This is a genomic window from Cedecea sp. Ae19-4, assembly GCF_059801165.1.
This window is the reverse complement of record NZ_JBCHWG010000001.1, coordinates 2496708-2521639: the sequence shown is the minus strand read 5'-3', so window position 1 is coordinate 2521639 and position 24932 is coordinate 2496708. Positions and strand designations below refer to the sequence as shown.

At 55.9% G+C, this 24932-nt stretch carries 23 protein-coding genes; 12 read left to right on the top strand and 11 right to left on the bottom strand.

Annotated elements, in window-relative coordinates; all coding sequences use genetic code 11:
- Positions 1 to 33: 33 nt before the first annotated feature.
- Both AAIE02_RS11915 and mgrA read right to left on the bottom strand, forming a co-directional pair.
- Positions 34 to 354, bottom strand: coding sequence for a DUF2502 domain-containing protein (locus tag AAIE02_RS11915; RefSeq protein ID WP_008459618.1), 321 nt, complete (start codon positions 352 to 354; stop codon positions 34 to 36).
- Positions 355 to 509: 155 nt separating this feature from the next.
- Positions 510 to 1499, bottom strand: coding sequence for an L-glyceraldehyde 3-phosphate reductase (gene mgrA, locus AAIE02_RS11910; RefSeq protein WP_336819313.1), 990 nt, complete (start codon positions 1497 to 1499; stop codon positions 510 to 512).
- A 169-nt stretch (positions 1500 to 1668) separates the two neighbouring features.
- Here mgrA and AAIE02_RS11905 point away from each other — a divergent pair, with 169 nt between their 5' ends.
- Positions 1669 to 3330, top strand: coding sequence for an alpha-keto acid decarboxylase family protein (locus AAIE02_RS11905; protein ID WP_498532579.1), 1662 nt, complete (start codon positions 1669 to 1671; stop codon positions 3328 to 3330).
- Here the strand turns inward: AAIE02_RS11905 and AAIE02_RS11900 are convergent, their stop codons facing one another.
- On the bottom strand, positions 3331 to 4563 hold the full coding sequence (locus tag AAIE02_RS11900; RefSeq protein ID WP_166990767.1) for an ion channel protein: 1233 nt from the start codon (positions 4561 to 4563) through the stop codon (positions 3331 to 3333).
- A 202-nt stretch (positions 4564 to 4765) separates the two neighbouring features.
- Between AAIE02_RS11900 and glk the strand changes: the two genes are divergently transcribed.
- A complete protein-coding gene (gene glk / locus AAIE02_RS11895) occupies positions 4766 to 5731 on the top strand; it encodes a glucokinase (protein WP_166990770.1) in 966 nt (321 codons plus the stop codon).
- Positions 5732 to 5775: 44 nt separating this feature from the next.
- Here glk and AAIE02_RS11890 read toward each other — a convergent pair whose 3' ends face one another.
- From AAIE02_RS11890 to AAIE02_RS11880, 3 genes are all read right to left on the bottom strand, one after another.
- The gene (locus AAIE02_RS11890) at positions 5776 to 6507 is read right to left on the bottom strand and encodes a LytR/AlgR family response regulator transcription factor (protein WP_336706841.1); all 732 of its coding nucleotides are present in this window, start codon (positions 6505 to 6507) and stop codon (positions 5776 to 5778) included.
- Positions 6504 to 8207 (bottom strand): sensor histidine kinase, encoded by a 1704-nt coding sequence (locus AAIE02_RS11885; RefSeq protein ID WP_034809573.1) that lies wholly within the window; start codon positions 8205 to 8207, stop codon positions 6504 to 6506. Before AAIE02_RS11885 ends, AAIE02_RS11890 begins: the two co-directional genes overlap by 4 nt.
- 234 nt (positions 8208 to 8441) lie before the next feature.
- The gene (locus AAIE02_RS11880; RefSeq protein ID WP_336983446.1) at positions 8442 to 9683 is read right to left on the bottom strand and encodes a DUF1479 domain-containing protein; all 1242 of its coding nucleotides are present in this window, start codon (positions 9681 to 9683) and stop codon (positions 8442 to 8444) included.
- 241 nt (positions 9684 to 9924) lie between these two features.
- Between AAIE02_RS11880 and alaC the strand changes: the two genes are divergently transcribed.
- Complete coding sequence (alaC, locus tag AAIE02_RS11875; RefSeq protein WP_008459632.1) at positions 9925 to 11163, top strand: alanine transaminase; 1239 nt, start codon at positions 9925 to 9927, stop codon at positions 11161 to 11163.
- Positions 11164 to 11222: 59 nt separating this feature from the next.
- Here alaC and ypdK read toward each other — a convergent pair whose 3' ends face one another.
- Positions 11223 to 11282, bottom strand: coding sequence for a membrane protein YpdK (gene ypdK, locus AAIE02_RS11870; RefSeq protein WP_154188806.1), 60 nt, complete (start codon positions 11280 to 11282; stop codon positions 11223 to 11225).
- A gap of 346 nt (positions 11283 to 11628) precedes the next feature.
- Here ypdK and AAIE02_RS11865 point away from each other — a divergent pair, with 346 nt between their 5' ends.
- From AAIE02_RS11865 to AAIE02_RS11850, 4 genes are all read left to right on the top strand, one after another.
- Positions 11629 to 11979: a cupin domain-containing protein gene (locus AAIE02_RS11865; protein ID WP_008459634.1), complete on the top strand. Its 351-nt coding sequence runs from the start codon at positions 11629 to 11631 to the stop codon at positions 11977 to 11979.
- A 106-nt stretch (positions 11980 to 12085) separates the two neighbouring features.
- On the top strand, positions 12086 to 13585 hold the full coding sequence (locus AAIE02_RS11860; RefSeq protein WP_008459635.1) for an MDR family MFS transporter: 1500 nt from the start codon (positions 12086 to 12088) through the stop codon (positions 13583 to 13585).
- 2 nt (positions 13586 to 13587) lie between these two features.
- The gene (locus AAIE02_RS11855) at positions 13588 to 14352 is read left to right on the top strand and encodes a LamB/YcsF family protein (RefSeq protein ID WP_336983445.1); all 765 of its coding nucleotides are present in this window, start codon (positions 13588 to 13590) and stop codon (positions 14350 to 14352) included.
- A gap of 236 nt (positions 14353 to 14588) precedes the next feature.
- Complete coding sequence (locus AAIE02_RS11850; protein ID WP_336983444.1) at positions 14589 to 16070, top strand: APC family permease; 1482 nt, start codon at positions 14589 to 14591, stop codon at positions 16068 to 16070.
- A 57-nt stretch (positions 16071 to 16127) separates the two neighbouring features.
- On the opposite strand, the gene AAIE02_RS11845 is transcribed toward AAIE02_RS11850, so the two are convergent.
- Together AAIE02_RS11845 and AAIE02_RS11840 are read right to left on the bottom strand one after the other, a co-directional pair.
- Complete coding sequence (locus tag AAIE02_RS11845) at positions 16128 to 16835, bottom strand: cache domain-containing protein (RefSeq protein ID WP_498532578.1); 708 nt, start codon at positions 16833 to 16835, stop codon at positions 16128 to 16130.
- Between the two features lie 27 nt (positions 16836 to 16862).
- A complete protein-coding gene (locus AAIE02_RS11840; protein ID WP_273968926.1) occupies positions 16863 to 17582 on the bottom strand; it encodes a GntR family transcriptional regulator in 720 nt (239 codons plus the stop codon).
- 236 nt (positions 17583 to 17818) lie between these two features.
- Between AAIE02_RS11840 and AAIE02_RS11835 the strand changes: the two genes are divergently transcribed.
- From AAIE02_RS11835 to AAIE02_RS11815, 5 genes are all read left to right on the top strand, one after another.
- Positions 17819 to 19246, top strand: coding sequence for a gamma-aminobutyraldehyde dehydrogenase (locus AAIE02_RS11835; protein WP_336983442.1), 1428 nt, complete (start codon positions 17819 to 17821; stop codon positions 19244 to 19246).
- Positions 19247 to 19257: 11 nt separating this feature from the next.
- Positions 19258 to 19731: an ester cyclase gene (locus AAIE02_RS11830; protein WP_008459641.1), complete on the top strand. Its 474-nt coding sequence runs from the start codon at positions 19258 to 19260 to the stop codon at positions 19729 to 19731.
- Positions 19732 to 20020: 289 nt separating this feature from the next.
- Positions 20021 to 21925: an NAD(P)-binding protein gene (locus AAIE02_RS11825; RefSeq protein ID WP_498532577.1), complete on the top strand. Its 1905-nt coding sequence runs from the start codon at positions 20021 to 20023 to the stop codon at positions 21923 to 21925.
- A gap of 7 nt (positions 21926 to 21932) precedes the next feature.
- Entirely contained in the window at positions 21933 to 23135 is a 1203-nt protein-coding gene (locus AAIE02_RS11820; protein WP_336983440.1) for a cytochrome c, read from the top strand.
- A 115-nt stretch (positions 23136 to 23250) separates the two neighbouring features.
- The gene (locus tag AAIE02_RS11815; protein ID WP_498532576.1) at positions 23251 to 23949 is read left to right on the top strand and encodes an RluA family pseudouridine synthase; all 699 of its coding nucleotides are present in this window, start codon (positions 23251 to 23253) and stop codon (positions 23947 to 23949) included.
- 24 nt (positions 23950 to 23973) lie between these two features.
- On the opposite strand, the gene AAIE02_RS11810 is transcribed toward AAIE02_RS11815, so the two are convergent.
- Together AAIE02_RS11810 and gstA are read right to left on the bottom strand one after the other, a co-directional pair.
- Positions 23974 to 24219 (bottom strand): DUF2543 family protein, encoded by a 246-nt coding sequence (locus AAIE02_RS11810; RefSeq protein ID WP_008459646.1) that lies wholly within the window; start codon positions 24217 to 24219, stop codon positions 23974 to 23976.
- A 61-nt stretch (positions 24220 to 24280) separates the two neighbouring features.
- The gene (gstA, locus tag AAIE02_RS11805) at positions 24281 to 24886 is read right to left on the bottom strand and encodes a glutathione transferase GstA (RefSeq protein ID WP_336983438.1); all 606 of its coding nucleotides are present in this window, start codon (positions 24884 to 24886) and stop codon (positions 24281 to 24283) included.
- Positions 24887 to 24932: the final 46 nt, after the last annotated feature.

The window sequence follows — 24932 nt, the reverse complement described above, 5'->3', positions numbered from 1 at the left end:
TGCGAAGGGCTGGATTATCCAGCCCTTTTTTATTTAATGACGGTGTCCGTGGCCTCTGCCGCGATGGTCGTCGCGGTCGTTCCAGCCTTCGCGATAGCCGCGTTCATAGCTATTCCGTCCGCGGTCCCAGCCTCGATCCCAGCCACGGTGGCGATGCCAGCCGCGATCGCGCCATTCATAATTGCGGTGCCAATAATCACGGTCGCGCCATCTGCCGCCGTCCCAGTAATTACCGCGATAATCTTGATCGCCAATCTGTAATTTCACCGACGGCAGCAGGGTGATTTCACCCGCGTTTGCGACCATCGGCGCCGCGGCCAGTAAGGCAAGGGCAAGCATTAGTGACCTGAACATACTTTCTCTCCCTGGTTCTCAGAGCCGTGTTGCGGCTTGTTAACACAATCTTACAAACCGACAACCGGGCTGATGAATTACACAATTCCTAAATCATCGGCCATAGCACTTATTGCACAAGTCACTGGCGTGAACCCGGAGGGAAAGTTAAACGTTTACACTAAGATCGCCTCGATTTCTGCTCGTTCCTGTTCGCTGAAATGGCGCTGGCTTAGCATGCCCACGGCGTCCTCTATCTGGCTGGTTTTACTCGCGCCAATAAGCACCGAAGTCACTTTTTCATCGCGGAGTACCCAGGCCAGCGCCATCTGCGACAGCTTTTGCCCGCGTTTCTCCGCCAGCGCGTTGAGCTGCCGTACTTTTGCCAGCTTCTCTGCCGTAATCTGATCGGGGTTCAGGAAACGGCTGCCGCTGGCAGCGCGTGAATCTGCAGGGATGCCGCTCAGATAGCGGTCGGTTAGCTGGCCCCCGGCAAGCGGGGAAAAAGCGATGCTGCCTACGCCTTTTTCCTGCAGCAGATCCAGCAGGCCACCTTCGACCCAGCGCTCAAACAGGGAATAACGCGGCTGGTGGATCAGGCAAGGCGTACCGAGATCGTTCAGGATATCAATAGCTTTCTCTGCCCGATCGGCCGGGTAGTTTGAGATCCCGACATACAGCGCTTTGCCCTGGCGCACCACATGGTCGAGGGCGCGCATGGTCTCCTCCAGCGGCGTGTCAGGATCCGGGCGGTGGTGATAAAAGATATCGACATACTCCAGCCCCGTGCGCTTCAGACTCTGGTCGAGACTTGAAATCAGATATTTGCGTGAACCCCAGTCGCCATAAGGCCCGTCCCACATGGTGTAACCCGCTTTGGTGGAGATAATCAGCTCGTCGCGCCAGGCCTGAAAATCTTCCCGCAAAATGCGCCCAAAGTTGGCTTCAGCTGACCCAGGCGGTGGCCCGTAATTATTGGCAAGGTCAAAATGGGTAATGCCCAGATCGAAAGCCTTTCTCAGCAGCTGGCGGCTGGTTTCCAGCAGCGTTTCATCACCAAAATTATGCCAAAGGCCAAGGGAGATGGCGGGCAGTTTCAGGCCGCTGCGGCCGCAGCGACGGTACTCCATAGACGAATAGCGTTCAGGGTTGGGCTGCCAGGTCATTATTGTCATCCTTACAGGTAACAGAGAAATCAGTGTATACGTTTTCACAGCCCAGAATACGCCGTATTTCACTGTAAATTCCACGTGCCACCCCTTAAATCGGATATATTCTCGACACCGATCCCGGTTACTTAATACTCACAGCAAGCCCTCATAGAAGGAAAATCCTATGCGCTACTGTGTGGCAGACTATCTTGTTGACCGGCTTAACGAAGGCGGGATCGAGCACCTCTTCGGCGTCCCCGGTGACTACAACCTTGTTTTCCTGGATCACGTGATTGCGCATCCGAGGCTTGCCTGGGTGGGCTGCGCTAACGAGCTGAATGCGGCTTACGCCGCCGACGGGTATGCCCGCTGCAAAGGCGCGGCGGCGCTGCTGACCACGTTTGGCGTGGGCGAACTGAGCGCGCTGAATGGCGTAGCGGGCAGCTATGCCGAACATCTTCCTGTCATTCATATTGTTGGCGCGCCCAATAGCCGCGCCCAGCAGCGCGGTGAACTGCTTCATCACACATTAGGCGACGGGGATTTCCGCCATTTCCTGCGTATTGCCGAAGAAGTTTCCGTGACACAGGCTTCGCTCACCCCCGCCAATGCCTGCAGCGAAATTGATCGCGTAATTCTTGAAGCGCTCAAGCAGCAGCGCCCCGGTTACCTGTTATTGCCGAGCGATGTGGCGGAGGCGCCAGCAACGCGGCCTTCAAAACGACTAATGGCTCCTGAAACGGTGGCTGAACCGGCAACGCTGGAAGCGTTTCGTCATTGTGCGCAGGCAAAAATTGCCGAAAGCCGAAGCGTAGCGCTGCTGGCCGATTTTCTGGCCCTGCGTTATGGGCAGCAAAAAACGCTCCAGCAGTGGATGGCGAGCACGCCCATCCCTCACGCTTCACTGCTGATGGGGAAAGGGTTGTTCGATGAAAGCCAGCCTGGTTTTCTGGGCACCTACAGCGGGGCGGCCAGTCCGCCGCTGGTGAAGCAGGGGATTGAGAGCGCGGAGCTGGTTATCTGCGTGGGTGTGAAGTTTACCGATACCATCACCGCCGGTTTCAGCCAGAAGCTAAGTCAGCAGCAGACAATTGAGGTTCAGCCGGAGGCGGTGCGGGTAGGCGAGCGCTGGTTTAGCGGGATCCCGATGGCGCAGGCCATCGCCATTTTGCAGCCGCTGTGTGCTCAACAGGCTGCGTCCTGGCCGGAGGCCACGCAAAGGCCACCGCAGCTTCCCGTTTGCGACAGCGACCGGCTGGACCAGCACGCTTTCTGGCAAACCCTGCAGGACGCCTTACAGCCTGGCGATATCATTCTGGCCGACCAGGGCACGGCGGCCTTTGGTGCCGCGGCCTTAACGCTGCCCGCAGGTGTGACCTTTATCGTCCAGCCGCTGTGGGGATCGATTGGTTTTACGCTGCCTGCGGCATTTGGCGCACAAACCGCATGGCCGAGCAGGCGTGTGCTTTTGCTGATAGGCGACGGCTCCGCCCAGCTGACTATTCAGGAACTGGGTAGCATGCAGCGTGACGGCCAGAAGCCGGTGGTCATGGTGCTGAATAACGATGGCTACACGGTTGAGCGCGCGATCCATGGCCCGGAACAGCGCTACAACGACATTGCCGCGTGGGACTGGACCCGCCTGCCGCAGGCAATGAACGTGGATAGCCTGGCCGAATGCTGGCGTGTCACGGAAACATCACAGCTTGCTGCCGTGCTGGAAAAGCTGGCCAGCCCGGAGAGGCTGGCGCTGGTGGAAGTGGTGCTGCCTAAGCAGGACATTCCCGAGCTGCTCAGAGCGGTCACCACCTCGCTGGGTAAACGCAACTCGGAAATGGAACATTAATTAGCGGTTTGGCCGCCCGGCCATCATCAACGGTTTACCCGCCAGCAGGAGCCAGGCGGGCAACATCACGATGCACAGCAAGGGCAGGAGTTTGACGTCCGGTACCACGGCCATCGCCATAAACAGGCTCAGCCAACCGTCGCGCGTGACCACCAGCACCATGCCAAGGACGGCGCAGGAGAGGGTAATCGCGGCAGGGACCGCCTCAACGTGCTGGTGCAGCATCATGCCTAACGCCACGCCCACAAACACCGCCGGGAAAATACGCCCGCCCCGGAAACCGCTGGCGGCAGCGATAATCAGCGCGGCCAGCTTCACCACGGCAAACAGCAGCAGCGACGACACGGAGAAATCGGCGATAGCCAGCTGCTGCATCTCATCCAGGCCTTTAAACATTGTCACCTCACCGCCGATTACCCCCAGCAGGCCTAGCAAAAAACCGCCTGCACCGAGTATAAGCACCGGATGTTTGAGCTGGTGCATCAGGCGGTGCAGCCTTGGCAGACACCAGACGCCCACCATGCCCATCGCAATGGCGATAGCCGCGACAACCGCCCCGCTGAACAGGTCTTCAATGTGCATTTCGGGGTAGCTGGCAACCGGCAGTGCAAAGTGCGGCTGAAAGAAAATGCTGGTGGTCAGCGCCCCGGCGGATGCGGCCATCAATGGCGCGAACAGTCTGTCCCACAGCGGGACTTCATTATTTCCGCCCAGGGTTTGCGAAAAGATCAGCGCCGCGGCCACCGGCGTGCCGAATAAAGCGCCGACGGTGCCCGCCGCGGCGAGAATAGTCCAGTCAAGCGGGCTGACCTTCGGCAAAACGCGGGCGCCAAGCGCCACCGCGAGCGCAATATTCACCGCCATAATCGGGTGCTCCGGCCCCAGGCTCACGCCACCGGCAAGGCCAATCACCAGCGCCATCACCAGGCCCGGAATAGCCATCGTTGGCACGGGCGCCCCGATAAGCGGTTCGGTCGCGGGATCGGGCCCGCCGTGGCCAGGCAAATAGCGGATAACCAGCCCAACCGCGACGCCGGTCAGGGTCAAAATAAGCAGTATCCAAAACGGGGACTGGGGATCGTACCCGCGCGCCGCTGGCAGCGTGGCCCACAGATATTCCTGCAGCGCAGCGGCAACCTTCATAACGACAATTAATACCAGGCTGGATAAGACGCCGATAATCAGAGCCGGAATGGAAAGTACCAGCATGGTTCTGGCTCGCGGATGGAGCATAGTCAATCCTTACAATAGGAAGTCGCACGGCGCAAAAACGGAAAGTCTTAAGCCGCATTGCAAATAGAGCTGAAACGGTAAAGCCAGAATGTGACCTGGTTCAACAATCGCGCCGCACCTGGATGATGGTCGTTGTTGTTTCGGCTGGCTAATTTTACAGTGTTGCCAGAACTTATTCTGACTTTAGCGGAGCTGTTTGAGAATGACAAAATATGCTTTGGTGGGAGATGTCGGCGGCACCAATGCACGTCTGGCGCTATGCGATTTGAACACGGGTGATATTTCACAGGCAAAGACTTACTCCGGCCTTGATTTTCCAGGCCTGGAAGCGGTGATTCAGCACTACCTCAAAGAACATAATATCAGCGTGCAGTCAGGCTGTGTGGCCATTGCCTGCCCGATAAACGGGGACTGGGTGGAAATGACCAACCACACCTGGGCATTTTCCACCGCCGAAATGAAGCAAAACCTGGGCTTCGATCATCTGGAAATTATCAACGACTTTACCGGCGTTTCCATGGCCATCCCGGCGCTGAAAAAAGAGCATCTGATTCAGTTCGGCGGTGGCGAGCCTGTGGCAGGCAAACCGGTGGTGGTGTACGGTGCGGGCACCGGGCTGGGCGTTTCTCACCTGGTGCACGTCGACAAACGCTGGATCAGCCTGCCGGGCGAAGGCGGCCACTCAGATTTCGCGGCGAACAGCGAAGAAGAGGGCATTATCCTGGAGCAGCTGCGCAATGAACTTGGGCACGTCTCCAACGAGCGCATTCTCTCCGGGCCAGGTCTGCTGAATCTCTACCGCGCCATCGTTAAGGCCGATGGCCGTGAACCGGAAAACTACCAGCCGAAGGACATCACCGAAAAAGCCGTGGACGATACCTGCACCGACTGCCGCCGCGCGCTGTCGCTGTTCTGCGTGATCCTGGGGCGTTTCGGCGGCAACCTTGCGCTGAACATGAGTACGTTTGGCGGCGTGTATATCGCCGGCGGTATCGTGCCGCGCTTCCTGGAGTTCTTTAAGGCTTCGGGCTTCCGCGGCGGGTTTGAAGACAAAGGCCGCTTCAAAGCGTTCGTGAAGGATATTCCCGTTTATCTCATCGTGCACGATCAGCCTGGGCTGCTGGGCGCCGGGGCTCACCTGCGTCAGACGCTGGGCCACGTCCTGTAATACCGCGCGGGCGCACTGCGATTGCGCCCGCCAGTTTCCCTTCTCTACAGGCGCATTAGCTGCCGGAATTCTTTCACCTTACTGCGGCTCACCGGCACCTGAAAATCGAGATCTCGCAGGCGAAGAATATAGGTATTGTTAAACCACGGCTCTATTTCACGGATTTTGCTCAGGTTCACCACATAAGAGCGGTGGCAGCGGAAGAAATGGCTCTCCGGCAGGCGGCTGCAGAATTCGGTGATGTTCATCGGCATGACGTAAGACTCACGGCGCGTATAGACGAAGGTCATCTTCTCGTGAGCTTCCGCGTAGTAAATATCGTTGATGTCGGTGACGATAATTCGCTCGTCTTTGATCAGGTTAATCGTCGTGGCGTCGCGGTTTTCATGGCTGGCGGCAGGCTGAGAGGTTTGCTGCTGATAAGCCACCTCGAGTTTTTGCAGCATGCCAATAATGCGTGACTCCTGATACGGCTTCAGAATGTAGTCAAACGCTTCCAGCTCAAAAGCTTCCACCGCATGCTCTTTCCAGGCGGTAATAAACACGATGAACGGCCTGTGGGCAAATTTGCTGATGTTCTGCGCCAGCAGCACGCCGTCCAGCGACGGAATATTGATGTCGAGGAAAATGGCGTCCACTTCATGATGCTGCAAATACTTCAGCACATCCATACCATCGTCGAAAGAGGCGGCAATCTCCATGTCGCTGTGGTTTTTGATGAGCCAGCTCAGCTCCTGCTGCGCCAGAAACTCATCCTCTACGATAATGACCTTCATGCTTCTCTCCCTTCCAGTGGGCGCGGCGCGGCGGTGGGGACATAGCGCGGCACGTAAAAGGCGATTTCGGTCCCCGGCTCCAGGCGGCGGATGATCAGCCCTTCGCCGTAGAGCAACTGCACTCGGTGATGCACGTTCAGCAGGCCAATTTTATTCCCCGGCATTTCGTTATTCTCCACGCGCTCGACCACTTTAGGATCGATCCCGTGGCCGGTATCGCGCACGGCAATGCGCACCCGGTTGCCGCTCTCTTCAATGCTTATCGTCACCACACCCTTACCTTTACAGGGCTGAATGCCGTGCACAATGGCATTTTCCACCAGAGGCTGGATAAGCAGGCTGGGAATGCGGCAGTTGACCTCTTCATCAATGTTATAAATCACCGTCAGCTTGTCGCCAAAGCGCGCCTGCTCAATGGCAATGTAATCCTTGATTTGATACAGCTCCTTGCGGATATCAATCTGCTCGTCGTCGTTCAGCTCGATGTTATAGCGCAGGTAGCGTGACAGGTTGACGATAAGCTGGCGGGCAGTGTCCGGGTTCATACGGATTGAGGAGGATATCGCATTCAGCGCATTGAACAGGAAATGCGGGTTTATCTTGCTTTGCAGCGCCCGGAGTTCGGCTTTGTTGGCCATTTCGCGCAGCTGCTCCGCGCGGGAAACCTCAAGCTGGGTAGAAATAATCTGCGACAGGCCAACCGCCATTTCCTGCAGCGTGGAGGTGATCTGGTGGGCATGGCGGTAATAGATTTTCAGGGTGCCGGTCACCACGCCTTTTTCCCACAGCGGGATGATGATTAAGGAGTGAATTTCCGGCGTTCGCCAGGCTTCGTCATCGTTGCGAATGATGATGCGCCCCTCTTTCAGTGCCTGACGGGTGCGCGGGCTGAAAGCCTGGTCGTTCTCGTGATAGTTATTTTCCCCCAGCCCGACGTAGGCCAGCACTTTTTCGGTATCGGTAATGGCCACCGCATCCGCATCGATATCGTGGCGAATAATCTGGCAAACCTGGCGTAGCGACTCGCTGTTAACCTTGCGGAACAGCGGCAGCGTTTTGTTGGCGATATCCAGCGCTAGCTTGGCCTGGCGGGCGGCGCTGGCCTCTTTCTCGCCCTCGACGCTTTGCACCAGCAGGATAATAAAGCCGATTGACACCGAGCCGAGGATCATCGGCACGCCGATTTTGGACACGATATCAAGGCCCAGCGCGGTGCTTGGCGCCCAGAGCACCACCAGAATCATGGTCATCGTTTCACAGAGCATGCCGCCGATGATACCGACTCGCCAGTGCTTCTCTTTCGGCACTTTGCGGTTGATCCAGCCGGACATTATCCCGGCCAGGATGCTGGTGATAAAGCAGGGGATAGCGGTGATGCCGCCGATATCAATCAGGTAGCGGTGTGTCCCGGCGATAAGCCCGGTAATAATCCCCACCCAGGGGCCAAACAGGATCCCACCGGACATCACCGCGATAATACGCACGTTGACCAGCGAGCCTTCAACCGGCACGCCTGACCAGGTACTGAACAACGCAAACATTGAGAAAATAGCGGTGACCGCCAGCAGCTCTTTAGGCGTATGGGCGCTTTTGTGCAGCAATTCGCGGAACAGACGAATTCGAATCAGGAAGAAAAGGCAAATAAGCATCAGCGCCGCGCGATCGAACACCGCCAGCAGCATAGTAAAAATTTCGTGCACGGGTCACTCGCGTGGCTCAGAGGGGAAGCGCCAATGATAAGGAAATTTGGCGGGGGTTTCCAGTTGAGGACACCCCTCACCCCGACCCTCTCCCCAGGGGGGCGAGGGAGAAAATACCAGGTCACAACAGCATGCAGTCTACTCCCTCCCCGCAAAGGGGCAGGGAGAAAATAGGTGACGAGGAACATGGTTGATTGCCTCTCCCTTCCAGGGAGAGGGCCTGGGTGAGGATCATTACTTCCCGCCAAGCTGTTCCCGCCCAGCAGGCGTCAAATCCTGCGTGGTCGCACGACCAGCAAAATCCACCTCAAAATCATCGGCGGCGAAATCCGGCGGCGTTTTACCCTCAACAAATGCGTCCCACTGGCGCGGCAGGTACCCGGCATTCTTCTCGCACCACGGCGCGGCGGCGATGTACATCACGTTGCTATCGAACTCACCGAGGTGCTCGTTCTCGACGGCATGAATCACATCGCAGTGCCAGAAAACGGTATCGCCCGGCTCCATATCGGGAATTGAGGAAATCCCAGTCAGTAAAAGGGGATGCCACTCTTTGTTAATGGATAATGCTCTGCCTGGCTTAGCTTCGCACAACGATTCCTCTGGTACATCGTCCTGCAGCGCCCGCAGCAGGATCCAGGCCATGGCATTCGCCACCGGCAGCAAATTTAGCGTGCCACCGTGTTTGCGCTGGGGCGTGAGCGCCGTCCAGCCCTGGAAAGTACGGAACATCGAACAAACCGCAGGGGACGGGAACTCCCTTACTTCCGTTCTGCCTTCGGCGGCAAACGGATCGTAATCTTTCCAGTTACCGGAAAATACGTGGCGGTAAACGTGGCGGAAGTTTTCGTCCAGCCAGCGCTCAACCGATCCGCCGTCAACGTGCGGAGAAAGCCCCAGCGAGCTTGAGCGGGGCGGGCGACGGCGAGTGCGATCCGCGTAAGAAACGACGCGATTTGGATCGAAGTGTTGCCTGCCGTGGCTTTCCGTTTGCCACAGATTATTGAGGAACACCTGCACCGCTTTCATACGCTCATGCTGGCGGGCTTCGGTTTGTGGTTTAGACCAGTAAATGCCGTAAATCTGCGGCTTACTGTCGGCAAGCGTGCCGAAATAGTTGTCTTCCGCCGCATTTTTCAGGCGTTCGACAAAATGATTTCGTGCCAGATAATTGCCGATCTCTTCATTCCAGCCACGAGCTTGTTCCTGCGGGAAAACGCCCCGGATCGTGCAGCAGCCGCGCTGGCGAATCAGCGCTTTTTGTTGCTCGCTCACGCGGCCCTGAAGAATGTCGTCGGCGTCGAGCTGCGGAACAGGGTTCTCGCCGCGCGCCATTTCTTCGCGGATCGTTTCGATCTGCTGGCGAATATTGGCTTCAAGTTCGGTAAACGCCGATTGATAGTGGGGCAGATCGCGGCGCAGCTTTTGTTTTATCTCGCGGATAGCTTTTGGCAGATCGTTAATGTCCAGGTGCATAGGTGACGCCCTCTTTCAGAGAATAAGTTACTGAGTTGTTGCTACCTGGTTAATGTATGCCTGAATTATTAAATGAAATAGTGATGTATTTCATTCGAAAATTCCCGTTTTGTGCCGCGGAAAAAATATTTTCATTTCCCCCTCGACAGGCGATTTTTATTCAGGCTATTTTCAAAACAGGCCACATCACGTGGCAGCGTCGCTCGGACGGTCCGGGCGCTCACGTTACTCTGAGGAATTTATGGCTGACTCCAGTCCAAAACGTCGTTTTTCGCGTATCGATCGCTTACCCCCTTACGTTTTTAACATCACTGCCGAGCTGAAAATGGCTGCGCGACGCCGCGGCGAAGACATTATTGATTTCAGCATGGGCAACCCGGACGGGGCGACACCGCCGCACATCGTCGAGAAACTTTGCACCGTGGCCCAGCGTGAAGACACGCACGGGTATTCCACTTCGCGAGGCATTCCTCGTCTGCGCCGCGCCATTTCTCGCTGGTACAAAGATCGCTACGACGTGGATATCGACCCGGAAAGCGAAGCCATTGTGACCATTGGCTCGAAGGAAGGGCTGGCGCACCTGATGCTGGCTACGCTGGATCACGGGGATACCGTGCTGGTGCCGAACCCAAGCTACCCAATTCATATTTACGGGGCGGTGATCGCCGGGGCGCAGGTTCGCTCCGTGCCGCTGGTGGAAGGCGTGGACTTCTTTGCCGAGCTGGAGAGGGCGATTCGCGAAAGTTACCCGAAACCGAAAATGATGATCCTCGGCTTTCCGTCTAACCCAACCGCCCAGTGCGTGGAGCTGGCGTTTTTCGAGAAGGTTGTTGCCCTGGCGAAGCAGTACGACGTGCTGGTGATTCATGATCTGGCCTACGCCGATATTGTCTATGACGGCTGGAAAGCGCCTTCCATTATGGAAGTGCCCGGTGCGCGCGACGTGGCCGTTGAGTTCTTCACGCTGTCAAAAAGCTACAACATGGCGGGCTGGCGGATCGGCTTTATGGTCGGTAACCAGGAACTGGTCAGCGCGCTGGCACGTATCAAGAGCTACCACGATTACGGCACCTTTACGCCGCTGCAGGTGGCGGCGATTGCTGCCCTTGAAGGCGATCAGCAGTGCGTGCGTGATATCGCAGAGCAATACAAACGCCGTCGGGACGTACTGGTAAAAGGGTTACATGAAGCGGGCTGGATGGTGGAATGCCCGAAAGCGTCCATGTACGTCTGGGCAAAAATTCCTGAACATTACGCGGCGATGGGTTCGCTGGAGTTCGCCAAAAAGCTGCTGCAGGAAGCGAAAGTTTGCGTTTCACCGGGGATTGGCTTCGGCGACTACGGTGACACTCACGTTCGCTTCGCGCTGATTGAAAACCGGGATCGTATCCGTCAGGCCGTGCGCGGTATTAAGGCGATGTTCAGGGCTGACGGGCTGCTGCCACCGCTGCCGAAAAACGCGGCGGAAAACGCCGAATAATGAAACGAAAACAGGAGCCCTTTGGCTCCTGTTCTTTTTGCGCTGCTGTTTGTGAAGGCTTATTCAACCATCAGGAAGAAGGTGCCGGCCCACAACACAACAATCACAGAAATACCCATCAGAAAATATTTCACTTCACATCGCTCCGCGCTGACGCGCATCTCAACAGGTACATAATAAGCTGAAGCCGCAAACTGCTTTTAGGGTGCCGCTTCATCTGGTATTCGGAGGTAAAACCTTACCCGGACGGCGCTAATGTACTCCCAAATTAAAAATGAAAACAAGTGTCTCAAAATTGTGACAGTTGTCTGTTTTTTGAACTTTAATTAGGTGTGGGTGATCCCTTATTTACTTCATTAAAAACATTAAGATATATCGCATTTTTAGTGATATTTTTTGTCTAAAAATAAGTATTTTTGCTTACGCTAAATTTTATTAATTTTTTTCGCTGAACAGGGGGGAAAGATGATCGTTTCAAAAGAAAATGCGGAACACTATTTGTGGGGAACAGACTGTGATGGATGGCATCTGTTAAAAGATCCTGCTTTGAGCGTGATTCATGAACGTATGCCGCCGGGGCGGACGGAACAAAGGCACTACCATTCCGTGGCGCAGCAATTCTTTTTTGTGTTAACCGGGGCATTGACGATGGAGCTGGAAGGCGAGCGCTACGTTGTGCCCGCGGGGAAGGGGATCCCGATTCCGCCGCAGGCAAAACATCAGGCTCGCAATGATTCCGATAACGAGGTTGAATTTCTTGTTATCTCGCAGCCAACGACCCGAGGCGACAGGGTGAATTTGCCAGTAACGGATTAATCGCGCTTTTCAGAGTTTGGATGCAATTCAGGCGGCGGTTAAGCAGGTATCTTTACACTCTCAGCAAATCGCCAGGGCGAACTTATTCCCCTTAATGAAAACGACCATGACAACGACCGAAACTGCTTCATCTGGCTCGCCGCAAACAACCTCCGTCCGCCTGCTGTTCGCGGCGCTTATGCTCGTCATGCTGCTGGCCGCGCTGGACCAAACCATCGTTTCTACGGCTTTGCCGACTATCGTGGGTGAATTGGGCGGCCTGGACAGGCTTTCCTGGGTTGTCACTGCGTATCTACTGGCTTCCACGATAGTCGTGCCGCTCTACGGCAAGTTTGGCGACCTGCTCGGGCGCAAAGTTGTATTGCAAACGGCGATTGTGGTCTTTCTCCTTGGCTCCGCGCTGTGCGGCCTCGCGCAAAACATGACGCAGCTTATTTTAATGCGCGCGCTCCAGGGACTGGGCGGCGGCGGGCTGCTGGTGGTCACCATGGCGGCGGTGGGCGACGTGATCCCGCCCGCCGAACGCGGCAAATATCAGGGGCTTTTTGGCGGTGTTTTCGGCCTGGCGACGGTCATTGGCCCGCTGATTGGCGGTTTTCTGGTTGAACATTTTTCCTGGCGTTGGATTTTCTATATCAACCTGCCGCTGGGGATTTTTGCCCTGCTGGTTATCGGCGCGGTGCTGAAATCCCAGACGGCGCGAATTAGGCATCAAATTGATTTTCTTGGCGCGGGCTACCTGACAATTTCTCTGACCTGCCTGATTTTATTCACCAGCGAAGGCGGCACGGTCATGGCGTGGACTGATCCGCAGCTGTGGTGCATCTTTGCGTTCTTTGTCGTGGCGCTCATTGGCTTTATTTATGAAGAGCGACTGGCGATTGAGCCGATGATCCCGCTGCACCTGTTCCGCAACCGTACTTTTTTATTGAGCTGCCTGATTGGGTTTATTATCGGCATGTCGCTGTTTGGCTCGATGACCTTTTTGCCCCTTTATCTGCAGGTGGTAAAGTTCTCAACGCCGTCCCAGGCGGGGATGCAAATGCTGCCGCTGATGGGGGGACTTATCCTGACCTCAATCATCAGCGGGCGCATCATCAGTAAAATAGGCCGCTACCGCATTTTTCCCATTATCGGAACGCTGTTAAGTTTTATCGCGATGGCGCTGCTCGGTACGCTAAAGCTGGAGACGCCGCTGACCACGCTTTATCTGTACGTTGGTCTTTTAGGGCTGGGACTCGGCATGGTGATGCAGGTATTGGTGCTGGCCGTGCAGAACAGCGTGGAAATAAAACTTATCGGGGTAGCGACCTCAAGCGCGACGCTGTTTCGCTCCATCGGTGGTTCAATTGGCGTGGCTGCGTTTGGCGCGGTTTTTACCTCCGTGCTGCGCAGTAATCTTGAGACGCTGATCCCGGAGGGGACTCAATTGCCGCGCCAGCTTGGCGCGCAGGCGGTACACGAACTGCCCGTAGCGATCCGTAACGATTATCTGCAGGCTTTTGGCTCAGCGATTCATTCCGTGTTTATAATTTCGGCGGGCGTTGTGGTGCTGGGCTTTGTCCTCGCGCTGCTGATGAAAAATGAGCCGCTGCGTAAAGGCTGACTATGAAAAAAAACATCGATTTAAACAGTGATTTAGGTGAAAGCTTCGGGCAGTGGACAATGGGGGATGATGCCGCGATCCTGCAAATTGTCAGCAGTGCCAACGTGGCCTGTGGTTTTCACGCCGGATCGCCTGCGGGCATGCTCGAAACACTTCGCGCCGCAAAAGCTCAGGGCGTTGCCGTGGGCGCGCACGTGGCGTATCCGGATCTCGTCGGGTTTGGCCGGCGCAATATGGATATTGCCAGCGACGAACTGACGGCAGACGTCATTTACCAGATTGGCGCGCTACAGGGGCTGGCACAGGCAGTGGGAACGCGTGTCCTGTATGTGAAACCGCATGGGGCGCTGTATAACACCATCGCGCATGACAAGCGCCAGGCCGAAGCGGTGCTGGATGCCATTCTGGCGTTTGACGCCTCCTTGCCGCTGGTGGTGCTGGCGGGCTCGCCCCTGCTGGCATGGGCGCAGCAAAAAGGGGTGGCGACCGTCAGCGAAGCCTTTGCCGACCGGGCCTATCATGCTGATGGTTCTCTGGTGTCAAGACGTGAACCTGGTGCCGTGTTACACGATGCCGGGCAGGTTGCCGCACGTATGCTGCAGCTGATTACTGAGGGTGGCGTGGAGTCAATCGAAGGCGTATTTACCCCCATCCAGGCCGACTCCATTTGTGTGCACGGCGATAGCGCGGGGGCGCTTGCTATGGCGCAGGCAATCCGCAATCTGTTTATTTCTCAGGAAATAGAGGTGCAGGCTTTTGCCAGATAAACGCGTTTTGCGCTGCAGGCGGAGTGCGGGGTGACCGGCTCTCCGCGTACATTGTGGCTGGCGCTTTTTCCACCTCTGAAATTGCTTTCATTCACTCTTCTTCTGTCTTTTATTGTTAACAATATAATAACATTATATCTAACAAAACTGTGACAAAGCACAATATACATATAACTTAATATGTTTTATAAAATGTAGCCATTGCCTGCAACTATGCCCCCTAAAGAGAAAGACATATGGAACAGACATCTGCTACAAAAAATACCGATTCCCTGCCGGAGAAGGGCCAGCAGTTCAACCGCTCCATCGGCCTGGTGTCTAACTTTGCGCTCGGTTTTACCTACCTCTCGCCGTTGACCGCCGTGTATTCCCTGTTTGCGCTGGCGATAACCCTCGCCGGGCCGCCAGCCATCTGGTGGATTCTGATTGCCGCCTGCGGGCAGCTGCTGGTTGCCCTGGTGTTTGGCGAGGTGGCTTCGCAGTATCCCATCACCGGCGGGCTATATCCGTGGGCCAGAAGGCTGTGGGGGAAGAAATACGCCTGGATTGCCGCGTGGATTTACCTCTGGGCGCTGGTGGTGACCATTACGTCTATCGTGGAATACACCTCCACCTTCGTCGCCTCGCTTTTCCATTACGGCGATACGCCAATTGCGATGCTGCTCACTTCCGTGGTGCTGCTCACCATCATGATGGGCGTCAACATGTCCGGGACGAAAAACCTGGCGAGGGTCGCCCGCTTCGGGTTCTGGTGCGAAATTATCAGCGTGATTGCGCTCGGCATTTACCTGCTGATTTTCCACCGCAATCAGCCTTTCTCCGTGGTGTTTGACGCCATGGGCGCGCTGGCAAAAGACGGCAGCTACGGCACGGCCTTTATGTCGGCGTCGCTGATGGGGCTGTTTATGTTCTTCGGCTTTGAAGCCTGCGGCAACGTGGCGGAAGAGGTGAAAAACCCGGGGCGTAAGATCCCGGTGGCGATGATCCTCAGTATCGTTTTCGGCGCGATCTCTGCGGTGATCTCCATTCTGGGTTACCTGCTGTCATCCCCGGATCTGATGAACATTGTGAACGGCAAAATAGCCGATCCGATCCCGGCGATTCTGAACGATGCGCTGGGCGAGAAGGGCGCCATGCTGTTTATCGTGATTGCCATTGTGGCGATGCTCTCCTGCATCCTGTCGCTTCAGGCCGCGCTGAGCCGCCTGATCTTCTCGTTCTCCCGCGACAAAATGCTGCCGGGCAGCGAGTGGATGGCGAAGATCTCGAAGCATAACGTGCCGGACAACGCGATGTTGGTGAGCTGCCTGCTGCCGATGGTGATTTGCGTCTGGGTCTACTTCCAGCCGGATAACCTTGCTCGCATCACCGCGTTTGCCGTGATAGGGATATACGTCTCCTTCCAGATGGTGATTCTGGCCGCGCTGCGCCAGCGCCTTAAGGGCTGGAAGCCTGCGGGAGAATGGACGCTGGGGGCATGGGGCACGCTGGTGAATGTGCTGGCGCTGGCCTACGGTATCGGCGGGATCTGGCTGTTGGCCCAGCCTGCGGACAGCGCAACCTTTATTGACCGCTGGACGGTGCTGATTGGCCTGGCGTTGGTCATCGGCTCGGGGCTGGTTTACATGACGATTGCCAGACCGTTCGGCCATTCTGATGCGCCTGAAAATGACGCCATTGAATACGCCAAACGGCTAAATCTTTCCCGCGAGTATTAATCCAAAGGGCCTTATGGCCCTTTTTTTGTATGCATTTATCCACACTATTAAAGGGTCTTATGACCCTTTTTTAATCAGCTCATATAACGTGCAGTATTCTGTGTTATAGACTTCAACTGCCTCAGCGGTATTCAGTAATTCACCCACGCGGTATTTAGGATAAGTAGAGAAAATAATCCGCTTATCTAAATTAGTCAGCATAACTCTGTGGTTATTGAACAGCGGAAGTAATTCTTCCTCTACTTCGCTGACCAGCACATCAATTGCCGCCACGCCAATAAAACGCTGGTGCAAATAAACCGGCATCGCAGAGGTTAAGGTATAAGACGTATTACAAACGTAATCGACATAAGGGCCGTGAATATACGCCTGGCCGTTTTCCTGAGCATCTTTAAACCACTCAAAGGTCCTGAAATCCAGCCGCTGCTGGGTGGCCTGATCCAGGTCGAGATTCACCTTTTTCACGCCGTCGGCCTTTTTGTACCACCACTCCAGCAGCCAGTACTCTTTCTCTTCCGTGCTGCCTGCAATGTGGCTGGCAAAGCCAGAGCCTGAGCAATAAGGCGTTTCGTTCAGCGTCTCTTTGATGTGTTCCTGGATGGCTCGCTTTACCGCGGGATCCAGCAGCAATTTATGATCGCCGCCGTGAAACGCTGCCAGCGTGGACTCAACCTGCCCGGCAAGCGCAATGGTTGCCTGGATGGTGGTGGTAAGGATGTCGTCAATCTTACGGGTAAAAGGGATGAGGCTTGCAGGTACATTCATGGCGATGCCCGTGTTGTTGTGTCAGTTTTATTTATATTTTAATTTGCTTTCAATGAGATAGAAGGTGAAGGTGTCGATGAGTTGCGTGGCTAATCGCACCGCCTCCTGCTCGTGATGGGTTTCTAGCGCGGCGATCAATTCGGTATAAACATCAATCACTTCCCGATGAATGGCTTCATCACGGTAAAGAATGGCCACCAGTGAAGCCCATTCGGCCTGCAGCAGCAGTTCCTGGTTGGCAAGCCTTGCGGACTGAGAACTGGCGGAAAGTGCCAGCAGGCAGCGCATATCTGCCTGAGTTTTTAGCTCCGGCGTGCTGGCCGATTTCAGCGCCTCAACAAATTCCCGCAGCCGGGTGATATCCGCGCTGGTCATGCGTCTGGAGGCCAGTTTGGCGCTGTGGCTAATTATGGCGCAATGCATTTCGCCGAGGTCAGAAATATAGTCTGAGCTGATGGCCTTAAAAGGGTGGAGAGGCGTCTGAAATTCGCCGCTATTTTCGCAAACAAAGCTGCCGCCATTTCGTCCACGAACGGTGTGGATTAAATTATTCGCCCGCAGAGTATTTAAGGCTTCGCGTATTGTTATGTGGGAAACGCCCATCATTTTGGCAAGGTCGGCTTCATTAGGAAGCTGCTCATTTGCCTCAAGCAAACCAGTAATAATTGCATTTGAAAGCCGCTGCACAATTTGATCGGATCGACTTGCCTGTCCTATAGGTGCGAATATTACTGCGTGAGTAATCATAGTGCTCTCTGATTAAAATTCCCTGAATCAACGGTTATTGATAGCACAGCCCGGGCCTTTAAGAAAGGCATCGACAGGCTACCAGAAACGGCGGTTTTCACCGCTTGCCCGGCATTGCAATGTAAAAATATTGTTAAATTGTGGGGTCGATCATGTTGCTATCAAGCGCAGATTGAAAAGTCGCCACTCAAAAGATATTACATAATATTGTTTATGTTTAATCTGAGGAAAAGGCGATGCAAACCCTGAAGCATTTTATCAACGGGCACTATGTGGCGGGCCAGCCAGCCACATTGTTTGACCTGGTCAGCCCGGTCAACGGCGAGGTTTATGCACAATCCCCTGACGGCGGCGCGGAAGAAGTTAACCAGGCTTACGCGGCGGCAAAAGCGGCGTTCACGGTATGGAAACATTCCCTGCCGTCCGAGCGGCAGCGTGCCTTGCTGAAACTTGCCGATGAAATTGAACGTAATGCCGCGCGGATTGTGGAGGTGCAAAGTCAGGAAACGGGGCAGCTTAAACACTTTATCGAGCGCGATGAAATCGCGGCGTCCTGCGACGCTATCCGCTTCTTTGCCGGGGCGGCCCGTTGCCTTGAGGGGAAAGCTTCCGGGGAATATGCCGCCGGGTTTACCTCAACCATTCGCCGTGAACCGCTGGGGATTGTCGGGCAGGTGACGCCGTGGAACTACCCATTCATGATGGCCGTTTGGAAAATCGCTCCGGCGCTTGCGGCGGGCAACACCGTGGTGCTGAAACCGAGCGATACGACGCCTATCAGCACGCTGATTCTGGCCGAAATTGCGGCACCTTTGTTCCCACAGGGCGCATTCAACGTGGTGCTGGGCAAAGCGGGGACGGGCTCGCTGGTGGTATCCAACCCGGAAGCCTCGTTGGTGTCGATTACCGGTTCCGTTCGCGCCGGGCTGCAGGTTGCCGCCTCTGCTGCCGCCAACCTGACCAAAGCACATCTCGAATTGGGTGGCAAGGCGCCGGTGGTGGTGTTTGCCGATGCGGACATGAACAAAGCGGTCGAGGTGATTACCGCCGCCGGTTTCTCTAATGCCGGGCAGGATTGCACCGCTGCCACGCGTATCATCGTTGAAGCCTCCGCCTACGACGCTTTCCTTGAAAAGCTGATTCAGAAAACCAAATCAATCACCTTCGGCGAGCCAGACGATCGCGAGGCTTTGTATGGCGCCCTCAACAGCCGCAACCAGCTGGAGCAGGTGACGGGCTTTATTGAACGGCTGCCTGCCCATGCAAAAATTGAAACCGGCGGCAAAAAGGGCGCGGGCCCCGGCTACTACTTTGAGCCGACGATCATTTCCGGGCTGAAGCAGCGCGATGAAGCCATCCAGCATGAAGTTTTTGGCCCGGTGATGACTATCCAGTCTTTCAGCAGCGAAGAAGAGGCGCTCAGCAGAGCCAACGACGTGGAATACGGCCTGGCGGCAAGCGTCTGGACCAGCAGCCACAGCCGGGCGCAGCGCTTTAGCACCCGTCTCGATTTCGGCACCGTGTGGATCAACAACCATATCCCGCTTTGCGCGGAAATGCCCCACGGCGGATTTAAAAAGTCCGGCTACGGCAAAGACCTTTCGTCTTACTCCCTCGACGAATACACCCGCCTCAAACACATTATGTGCGATATCACTGAATAAGGATCCCTGCGATGAAAAGAGTTAATGCTGTTGCGCTGTCGCTGTTTTTCTTTTCAACCCTGGCGCTGGCCGAAAGCGCTCCGCTTTCCGTCGTGAAAAATTATATGGCCGCGTGGAATGCCCACCAGGCCGGGCAGGCGGCCCAGTATCTTGCCAGCGATATGGTTTATTACGACGCCGCCGTCGGCACACCGGTTGAAGGGAAAGAGAAAGCCGAGAAAGAGGTGATTGGCGCGTTTATTAAAGCGGTGCCGGACCTGCACTGGCAGATGACCAGCGAGCCGGTTTATAACCACGACACTATCGCTTTCCGCTGGACGTTCACCGGCACCAACAGCGGCGAGTGGGGCGGCAGCCCGGCAACCAACAACCCGATCAAGTTTGAAGGCGTGAGCTTTATCAAAGTCAGCCACGGCAAAATTACCTGGCAGGGCGATTACTACGACTCGAAGAAACTCGACGAAGAGCTCAAACCTCGGCAATAGCCCGCAGCACACCGCTTACTGGTCGTTACCCGCGGGCGGCGCACCGGCAACCCGTTACCAGAAAAGACACTATAGTTAACAGGCTTATCGCGTAGCGAAGCGGCAGGGAGTTTGTTATCATTTGGTTAACAATATGTCTATACCCTAAATAATTCGAGTTGCAGGAAGGCACCAAGGCCGTGAATCCTCAGGCGCATAGATAACTATGTGACTGAGGTGAGCGGATGCAGGTCACGCACATGCAACTTGAAGTATGACGGGTATAAAGGACTGATAAAAAAGGTTATCTATGTCTATTACCCGACGTGACTTTCTTAACGGGATGGCAATTGCAATTGTCTCTGGTTTAACGCCTCTGGAACTGGTGAGGGCAAACGGCAAAGCACCCGGCAGCGCCGTGATAAATGCAGATTACTACCCGCCGGGGCTAACTGGTCTGCGCGGCAACCACCCTGGCTCGTTCGAAATGGCGCATGCCCTTGGGCGCGAGCACGAAAAATTCGACTTCGGTAAGCTGCCGGTAGAAGAAGAGTACGACCTGGTGGTGGTGGGAGGCGGGATCAGCGGCCTGGCGGCAGCCTGCTTCTGGCGCGAAAAAATGGGGAAGGAGGCCAAAATCCTGATCCTCGACAACCATGACGACTTCGGCGGGCACGCCAAGCGCAACCAGTTCAACGTCGGCGGCAAAACGCTGCTGGGCTACGGCGGCAGCGAATCATTCCAGTCGCCGAACAGCAACTTCAGCCCGGTGGTTCACGGCCTGATGGATTCCCTGGGCGTCAGCATCACGCGAATGAAAAGCAGCTTTGACGCTACTTTCTACCCGGACCAGAACCTGAGCCGCGGCGTGTTCTTCGACAAAAAGAACTTCGGTGAAACCAAAATCGTCAGCGGCGACCCGGGTCGCGCGGTGTCGGACGATATTCCGCCGGACAGGCTCAATGGCCGCAGCATCGAAGCCTTTATCAATGACTTCCCGCTGAGCGAGGCAGACCGCAAGGCGCTGCTGGATCTGCACGTCAACCCTGCCGATTACCTGCCGGGCATGACGGTCGAGCAGAAAAGTGAATGGCTGGATGTCCACAGCTATCATGAGTTCCTCGAGCAGAAAGTCGGCTTAAGCAAAATGGCGCTGATGTACTTCCAGCAGCGTACCAACGACTTTTTTGCCATCGGGATTGAAGGCGTGAGCTGCAGCGACGCGCGCGCCTGTGCGCTGCCGGGCATGGAGGCAATGGGGTTGCCGCCGCTGGATGGCGAAGCGCTGGCCGACCTTGAAGAGCCGTACACTTACCACTTCCCGGACGGCAACGCCGGGCTGACGCGCCTGATGGTGCGAAAACTGATTCCTGACGCGCTGCCGGGCAGTACGATGGAAGATTCCGTCACCGCAAGGCTGCACTACGAGCTGCTGGACAGGCCGGAAAACGGTACCCGCATTCGGCTCAACAGCAGCGTGATTAACGCCGCCAATGCCGATAACGGCGTGGTGGTGAGCTATATCAATAATCAGAGCGGCAAGCTGCGCCGCGTGAAGAGCCGCAACGCCATCATGGCGGGCTACAACATGATGATCCCGTACATCGTGCCGGAGGCACCGGAGCAGCAGAAAGAAGATCTGCGCCTCAACGTTAAAGCGCCGCTGGTCTACACCAACGTGGTGGTCAACAACTGGCGTGCTTTCAAAAACACCGGCGTGCATGAATTCTATTCCCCGGCAGCGCCGTACAGCCGCGTGAAGCTTGATTACCCGGTCAGCATGGGCGACTACCATCACCCGCAAACGCCGGACGACCCGATGTGTATCCACATGGTGTATGTGCCGACTTATCCGGGCAGCAACATGTCTCCGCGCGAGCAGTTCCGCCGGGGCCGTGCATTCCTGCTGGGGTCTACCTTTGAAGCCCACGAGCAGATGATCCGCTCTCAGCTGCAGGAGATGCTGGGCCACACCGGCTTTGACCACGAACGCGATATTGCGGCCATCACGGTCAACCGCTGGGCGCACGGCTATGCCTACTATGCTAACGCCCTGAGCGATGACATGGAGAAAATGCCGGAAATTATCAACCGTGCCCGCCAGCCGATAGGCCGCATCACGATTGCTAACTCTGACTCAGACTGGAGCGCTTACGCCCACGCGGCTATCGACCAGGCATGGCGTGCGGTCAACGAACTTGTGGCGATGGGGTAACCAGGAAATGAAACGTATTTTAGCGGCTATCTCGATCCTCTTTTCTGCCAGCGGCTACGCTGCCGTATCGCAAGGTGAGTATGTGGCGCGCGCGTCAGACTGCGTCGCCTGCCACACCGTAGACGGCGGCCAGCCGATGGCCGGAGGCAAAAAGTTTTCCACGCCGGTGGGGGATATCTACTCCACCAACATCACGCCGGACAAAACCCACGGCATTGGCGATTACAGCTACGAAGATTTCGAGAAGGCGGTTCGCCAGGGGATAGCCAAAGATGGTCACGCCCTTTACCCGGCGATGCCTTATCCTTCCTACGCCAAAATGACCGATGAAGACGTGAAGGCGCTGTACGACTACTTTATGAAGGACGTTGCCCCGGCGGCGACCGCCAATAAAGAGAATGATATTCCGCTGCTGCTGTCGGCCCGCTGGCCGCTGCGCGTGTGGAACGGCCTGTTCGTGGATGACGTGAAATCCGGCGGTGTGGTGGTTGAGGCCCGCGGGGATAACGCGGAGAAAATTAAACGTGGGGCTTATCTGGTGCAGGGGCCGGGCCACTGCGGCGCCTGCCATACTCCACGCGGCATGGCGATGCAGGAGAAAGGCTACGATGATTCCAGCCCGGAATTCCTGAGCGGGGCGATGATCGACGGCTGGTATGCGCCTTCCCTGCGCGGCATGAATATGTCCACCCAGGAAGTGAAAGACTTGCTGAGCAAAGGCCGCAGCCAGCATCACGCTATTGCCGGGCCAATGGGGGAAGTGGTCACCCAAAGTACCCAGTACCTGACGGATGCCGACCTGGAAGCTATCGCGCTGTATATCGCCAACTTCAAGCCGCAAAAACCAGCCGCCACGCCGGTGAATGCTGCCGTGGTTTCTCAGCCGTCCGACGGTAAAACCCTCTACATGCGCTACTGCTCAACCTGCCACAGCCCGGACGGGAAGGGGACTGACTTTAACGTGCCGTCGTTGGTGGGCAACTCGGCGGTGATGGCGAAAGATCCGTCCTCGCTTATCCGCGTGATCGCCGACGGGGCGCACACGCCGCAAACCCAGGGCACTATTCCGTTCATGATGCCCGGCTATAAAGGCGTGCTGTCGGACAAAGAGATGACCGATGTGGTGAACTACGTGCGTGGTTCCTGGGGTAACGGTGCGCCTGCGGCAACCGAAGCTGAGGTGAAGAAGATAACCGGCGAGGGCAAATAGTTCAGCCAGATAAGTTTAAACAGGGGCCTTGATGGCCCCTCTTTTTCGGGGTTAGATTCGCCTGGCCTCGTGAAATTCGCTATCATCCGGCTTCACTCTCCAGCCGGGCAGCCCAATGTCTACGATTATTGATACGTTTATTGCCCCGCCTTGTTTTGATGAGATAGAAATTCTTTATCAGGACGAGCATCTGGCGTTGATCAATAAACCTTCCGGCTTGCTCAGCCTTTCAGGGAAAAACCCGCAGAATCTTGACTCGGTGCATCATCGGCTGGTGAAGATATTCCCCGGCTGCACGCTGGTGCATCGCCTGGATTTCGGCACCTCCGGGCTGATGGTGATTGCGCTGAATAAGGCGATCAATGCGTTGCTCTGCCAGCAGTTCAGCCAGCGTTCTGTTGCCAAGGTGTATACCGCGCTGCTTTGCGGGCATCTTGAAAAAGAGGAAGGAATGATCGACGCGGCGATTGCCAAAGATCCGGCGCTGTTTCCACTGATGTCGATTTGCGCCGTCAGCGGCAAACCTGCTCGCTCGCGTTACACTGTGGTTGAGCGGATTTATCGGGAACTTGAAAATGGTGCTCGGCTGCCGTTAACGAGGGTACAGCTTGCGCCTGAAACCGGACGGACCCACCAGCTGCGCATCCATGCGCAATATCTTGGGCACCCGATCCTGGGCTGCGATCTGTATGGCGGGCTGGCGTTGCCGTGCACCGAACGAGCGCCTCGGCTGATGCTGCATGCCAGCGAACTGCATTTTGTTCACCCCGTCAGCGGCGAACCGGTGGCGGCCAGGTGCGACAGCCCGTTCTGACGGGGAAACGTGTTGTGGCAGAAATTACTCGTTGCCCCACTGATTCAGAAACTCAGCGATTTCGTCAATGCGCTGTTCGGCAAGGCCAGCCTCAACGGCCATCTCACCCTGCGCTTCCTCGCTGATTTCCTCGTTATTCATTAAGCGGGTAATCAGCAGCTGGAAATAGTGCGCCACGGCATCACGCTCATCCTCGGCAACGGGCTTTGCCGCTTCCGTCGAGTACTCGTCCGCGATGTCGTAATATTTCAGGTCGATTTCGTTGTTCATGGTTATCTCTGGGTTTGTTAGCCTGGCCCGGATGATAACACTGTTCAGCGGGCAAAAGGGATCAGTGAGTTTCTTCCACACGCAGCGCTTCCTGCACCGCTGGCCGCGCGTTTATCGCCGTCATATAACGGGTAATAGCGGGCCACTGGTTAAGGTCGATTGATAACATTTTGCCCCAGCTCAGGACGGTATAAAGATAGGCATCAGCCACGCTAAAAGTGGAGCCGGTTAGATAAACCGTCTTCGAGAGTTTGTCCTGAACAAAATCGAGTCGCTTGAAAAATTTTTCGCGGAAGATGGTTTTAACCTCTTCCGGCAGCGAAGCGTTGAACAGAGGGGCAGACGCGGTATGAAGTTCGCTGGTGATGAAATTCAGCCACTCCTGCAATCTCACCCGCGCCCAGCTTCCTGCCAGAGGCGCTAGCCCTTTTTCCGGCTGGAGATCGGCCAGGTATTGCACGATAGCCGTGCCTTCCGTCAGGATCTCTCCGTTGTCCAGCTCCAGCGCGGCAACATAGCCTTTGGGCGTGACGGTGAAAAAGTCTCGCCCGTCGGCGGTGAGTTTAGTTTTGTTATCCACTTTGATGAGTTCGAATTCCAGCTCTAATTCACGCAGGATAATGTGAGGCGAGAGCGAACAAGCTTTTGGGGCGTAATACAGTTTCATGGCATCTCCAAAAATGGGGAAACAGGTGTACAGTGCGCGACCCGGC

What these genes read in the sequence shown, in the direction of transcription:
- AAIE02_RS11915 (WP_008459618.1), bottom strand. Translation starts at nt 354, where the DNA reads ATGTTCAGGTCACTAATGCTTGCCCTTGCCTTACTGGCCGCGGCGCCG.
- mgrA (WP_336819313.1), bottom strand. Translation starts at nt 1,499, where the DNA reads ATGACCTGGCAGCCCAACCCTGAACGCTATTCGTCTATGGAGTACCGT.
- AAIE02_RS11905 (WP_498532579.1), top strand. Translation starts at nt 1,669, where the DNA reads ATGCGCTACTGTGTGGCAGACTATCTTGTTGACCGGCTTAACGAAGGC.
- AAIE02_RS11900 (WP_166990767.1), bottom strand. Translation starts at nt 4,563, where the DNA reads ATGCTCCATCCGCGAGCCAGAACCATGCTGGTACTTTCCATTCCGGCT.
- glk (WP_166990770.1), top strand. Translation starts at nt 4,766, where the DNA reads ATGACAAAATATGCTTTGGTGGGAGATGTCGGCGGCACCAATGCACGT.
- AAIE02_RS11890 (WP_336706841.1), bottom strand. Translation starts at nt 6,507, where the DNA reads ATGAAGGTCATTATCGTAGAGGATGAGTTTCTGGCGCAGCAGGAGCTG.
- AAIE02_RS11880 (WP_336983446.1), bottom strand. Translation starts at nt 9,683, where the DNA reads ATGCACCTGGACATTAACGATCTGCCAAAAGCTATCCGCGAGATAAAA.
- alaC (WP_008459632.1), top strand. Translation starts at nt 9,925, where the DNA reads ATGGCTGACTCCAGTCCAAAACGTCGTTTTTCGCGTATCGATCGCTTA.
- AAIE02_RS11865 (WP_008459634.1), top strand. Translation starts at nt 11,629, where the DNA reads ATGATCGTTTCAAAAGAAAATGCGGAACACTATTTGTGGGGAACAGAC.
- AAIE02_RS11860 (WP_008459635.1), top strand. Translation starts at nt 12,086, where the DNA reads ATGACAACGACCGAAACTGCTTCATCTGGCTCGCCGCAAACAACCTCC.
- AAIE02_RS11855 (WP_336983445.1), top strand. Translation starts at nt 13,588, where the DNA reads ATGAAAAAAAACATCGATTTAAACAGTGATTTAGGTGAAAGCTTCGGG.
- AAIE02_RS11850 (WP_336983444.1), top strand. Translation starts at nt 14,589, where the DNA reads ATGGAACAGACATCTGCTACAAAAAATACCGATTCCCTGCCGGAGAAG.
- AAIE02_RS11845 (WP_498532578.1), bottom strand. Translation starts at nt 16,835, where the DNA reads ATGAATGTACCTGCAAGCCTCATCCCTTTTACCCGTAAGATTGACGAC.
- AAIE02_RS11840 (WP_273968926.1), bottom strand. Translation starts at nt 17,582, where the DNA reads ATGATTACTCACGCAGTAATATTCGCACCTATAGGACAGGCAAGTCGA.
- AAIE02_RS11835 (WP_336983442.1), top strand. Translation starts at nt 17,819, where the DNA reads ATGCAAACCCTGAAGCATTTTATCAACGGGCACTATGTGGCGGGCCAG.
- AAIE02_RS11830 (WP_008459641.1), top strand. Translation starts at nt 19,258, where the DNA reads ATGAAAAGAGTTAATGCTGTTGCGCTGTCGCTGTTTTTCTTTTCAACC.
- AAIE02_RS11825 (WP_498532577.1), top strand. Translation starts at nt 20,021, where the DNA reads ATGTCTATTACCCGACGTGACTTTCTTAACGGGATGGCAATTGCAATT.
- AAIE02_RS11820 (WP_336983440.1), top strand. Translation starts at nt 21,933, where the DNA reads ATGAAACGTATTTTAGCGGCTATCTCGATCCTCTTTTCTGCCAGCGGC.
- AAIE02_RS11815 (WP_498532576.1), top strand. Translation starts at nt 23,251, where the DNA reads ATGTCTACGATTATTGATACGTTTATTGCCCCGCCTTGTTTTGATGAG.
- AAIE02_RS11810 (WP_008459646.1), bottom strand. Translation starts at nt 24,219, where the DNA reads ATGAACAACGAAATCGACCTGAAATATTACGACATCGCGGACGAGTAC.
- gstA (WP_336983438.1), bottom strand. Translation starts at nt 24,886, where the DNA reads ATGAAACTGTATTACGCCCCAAAAGCTTGTTCGCTCTCGCCTCACATT.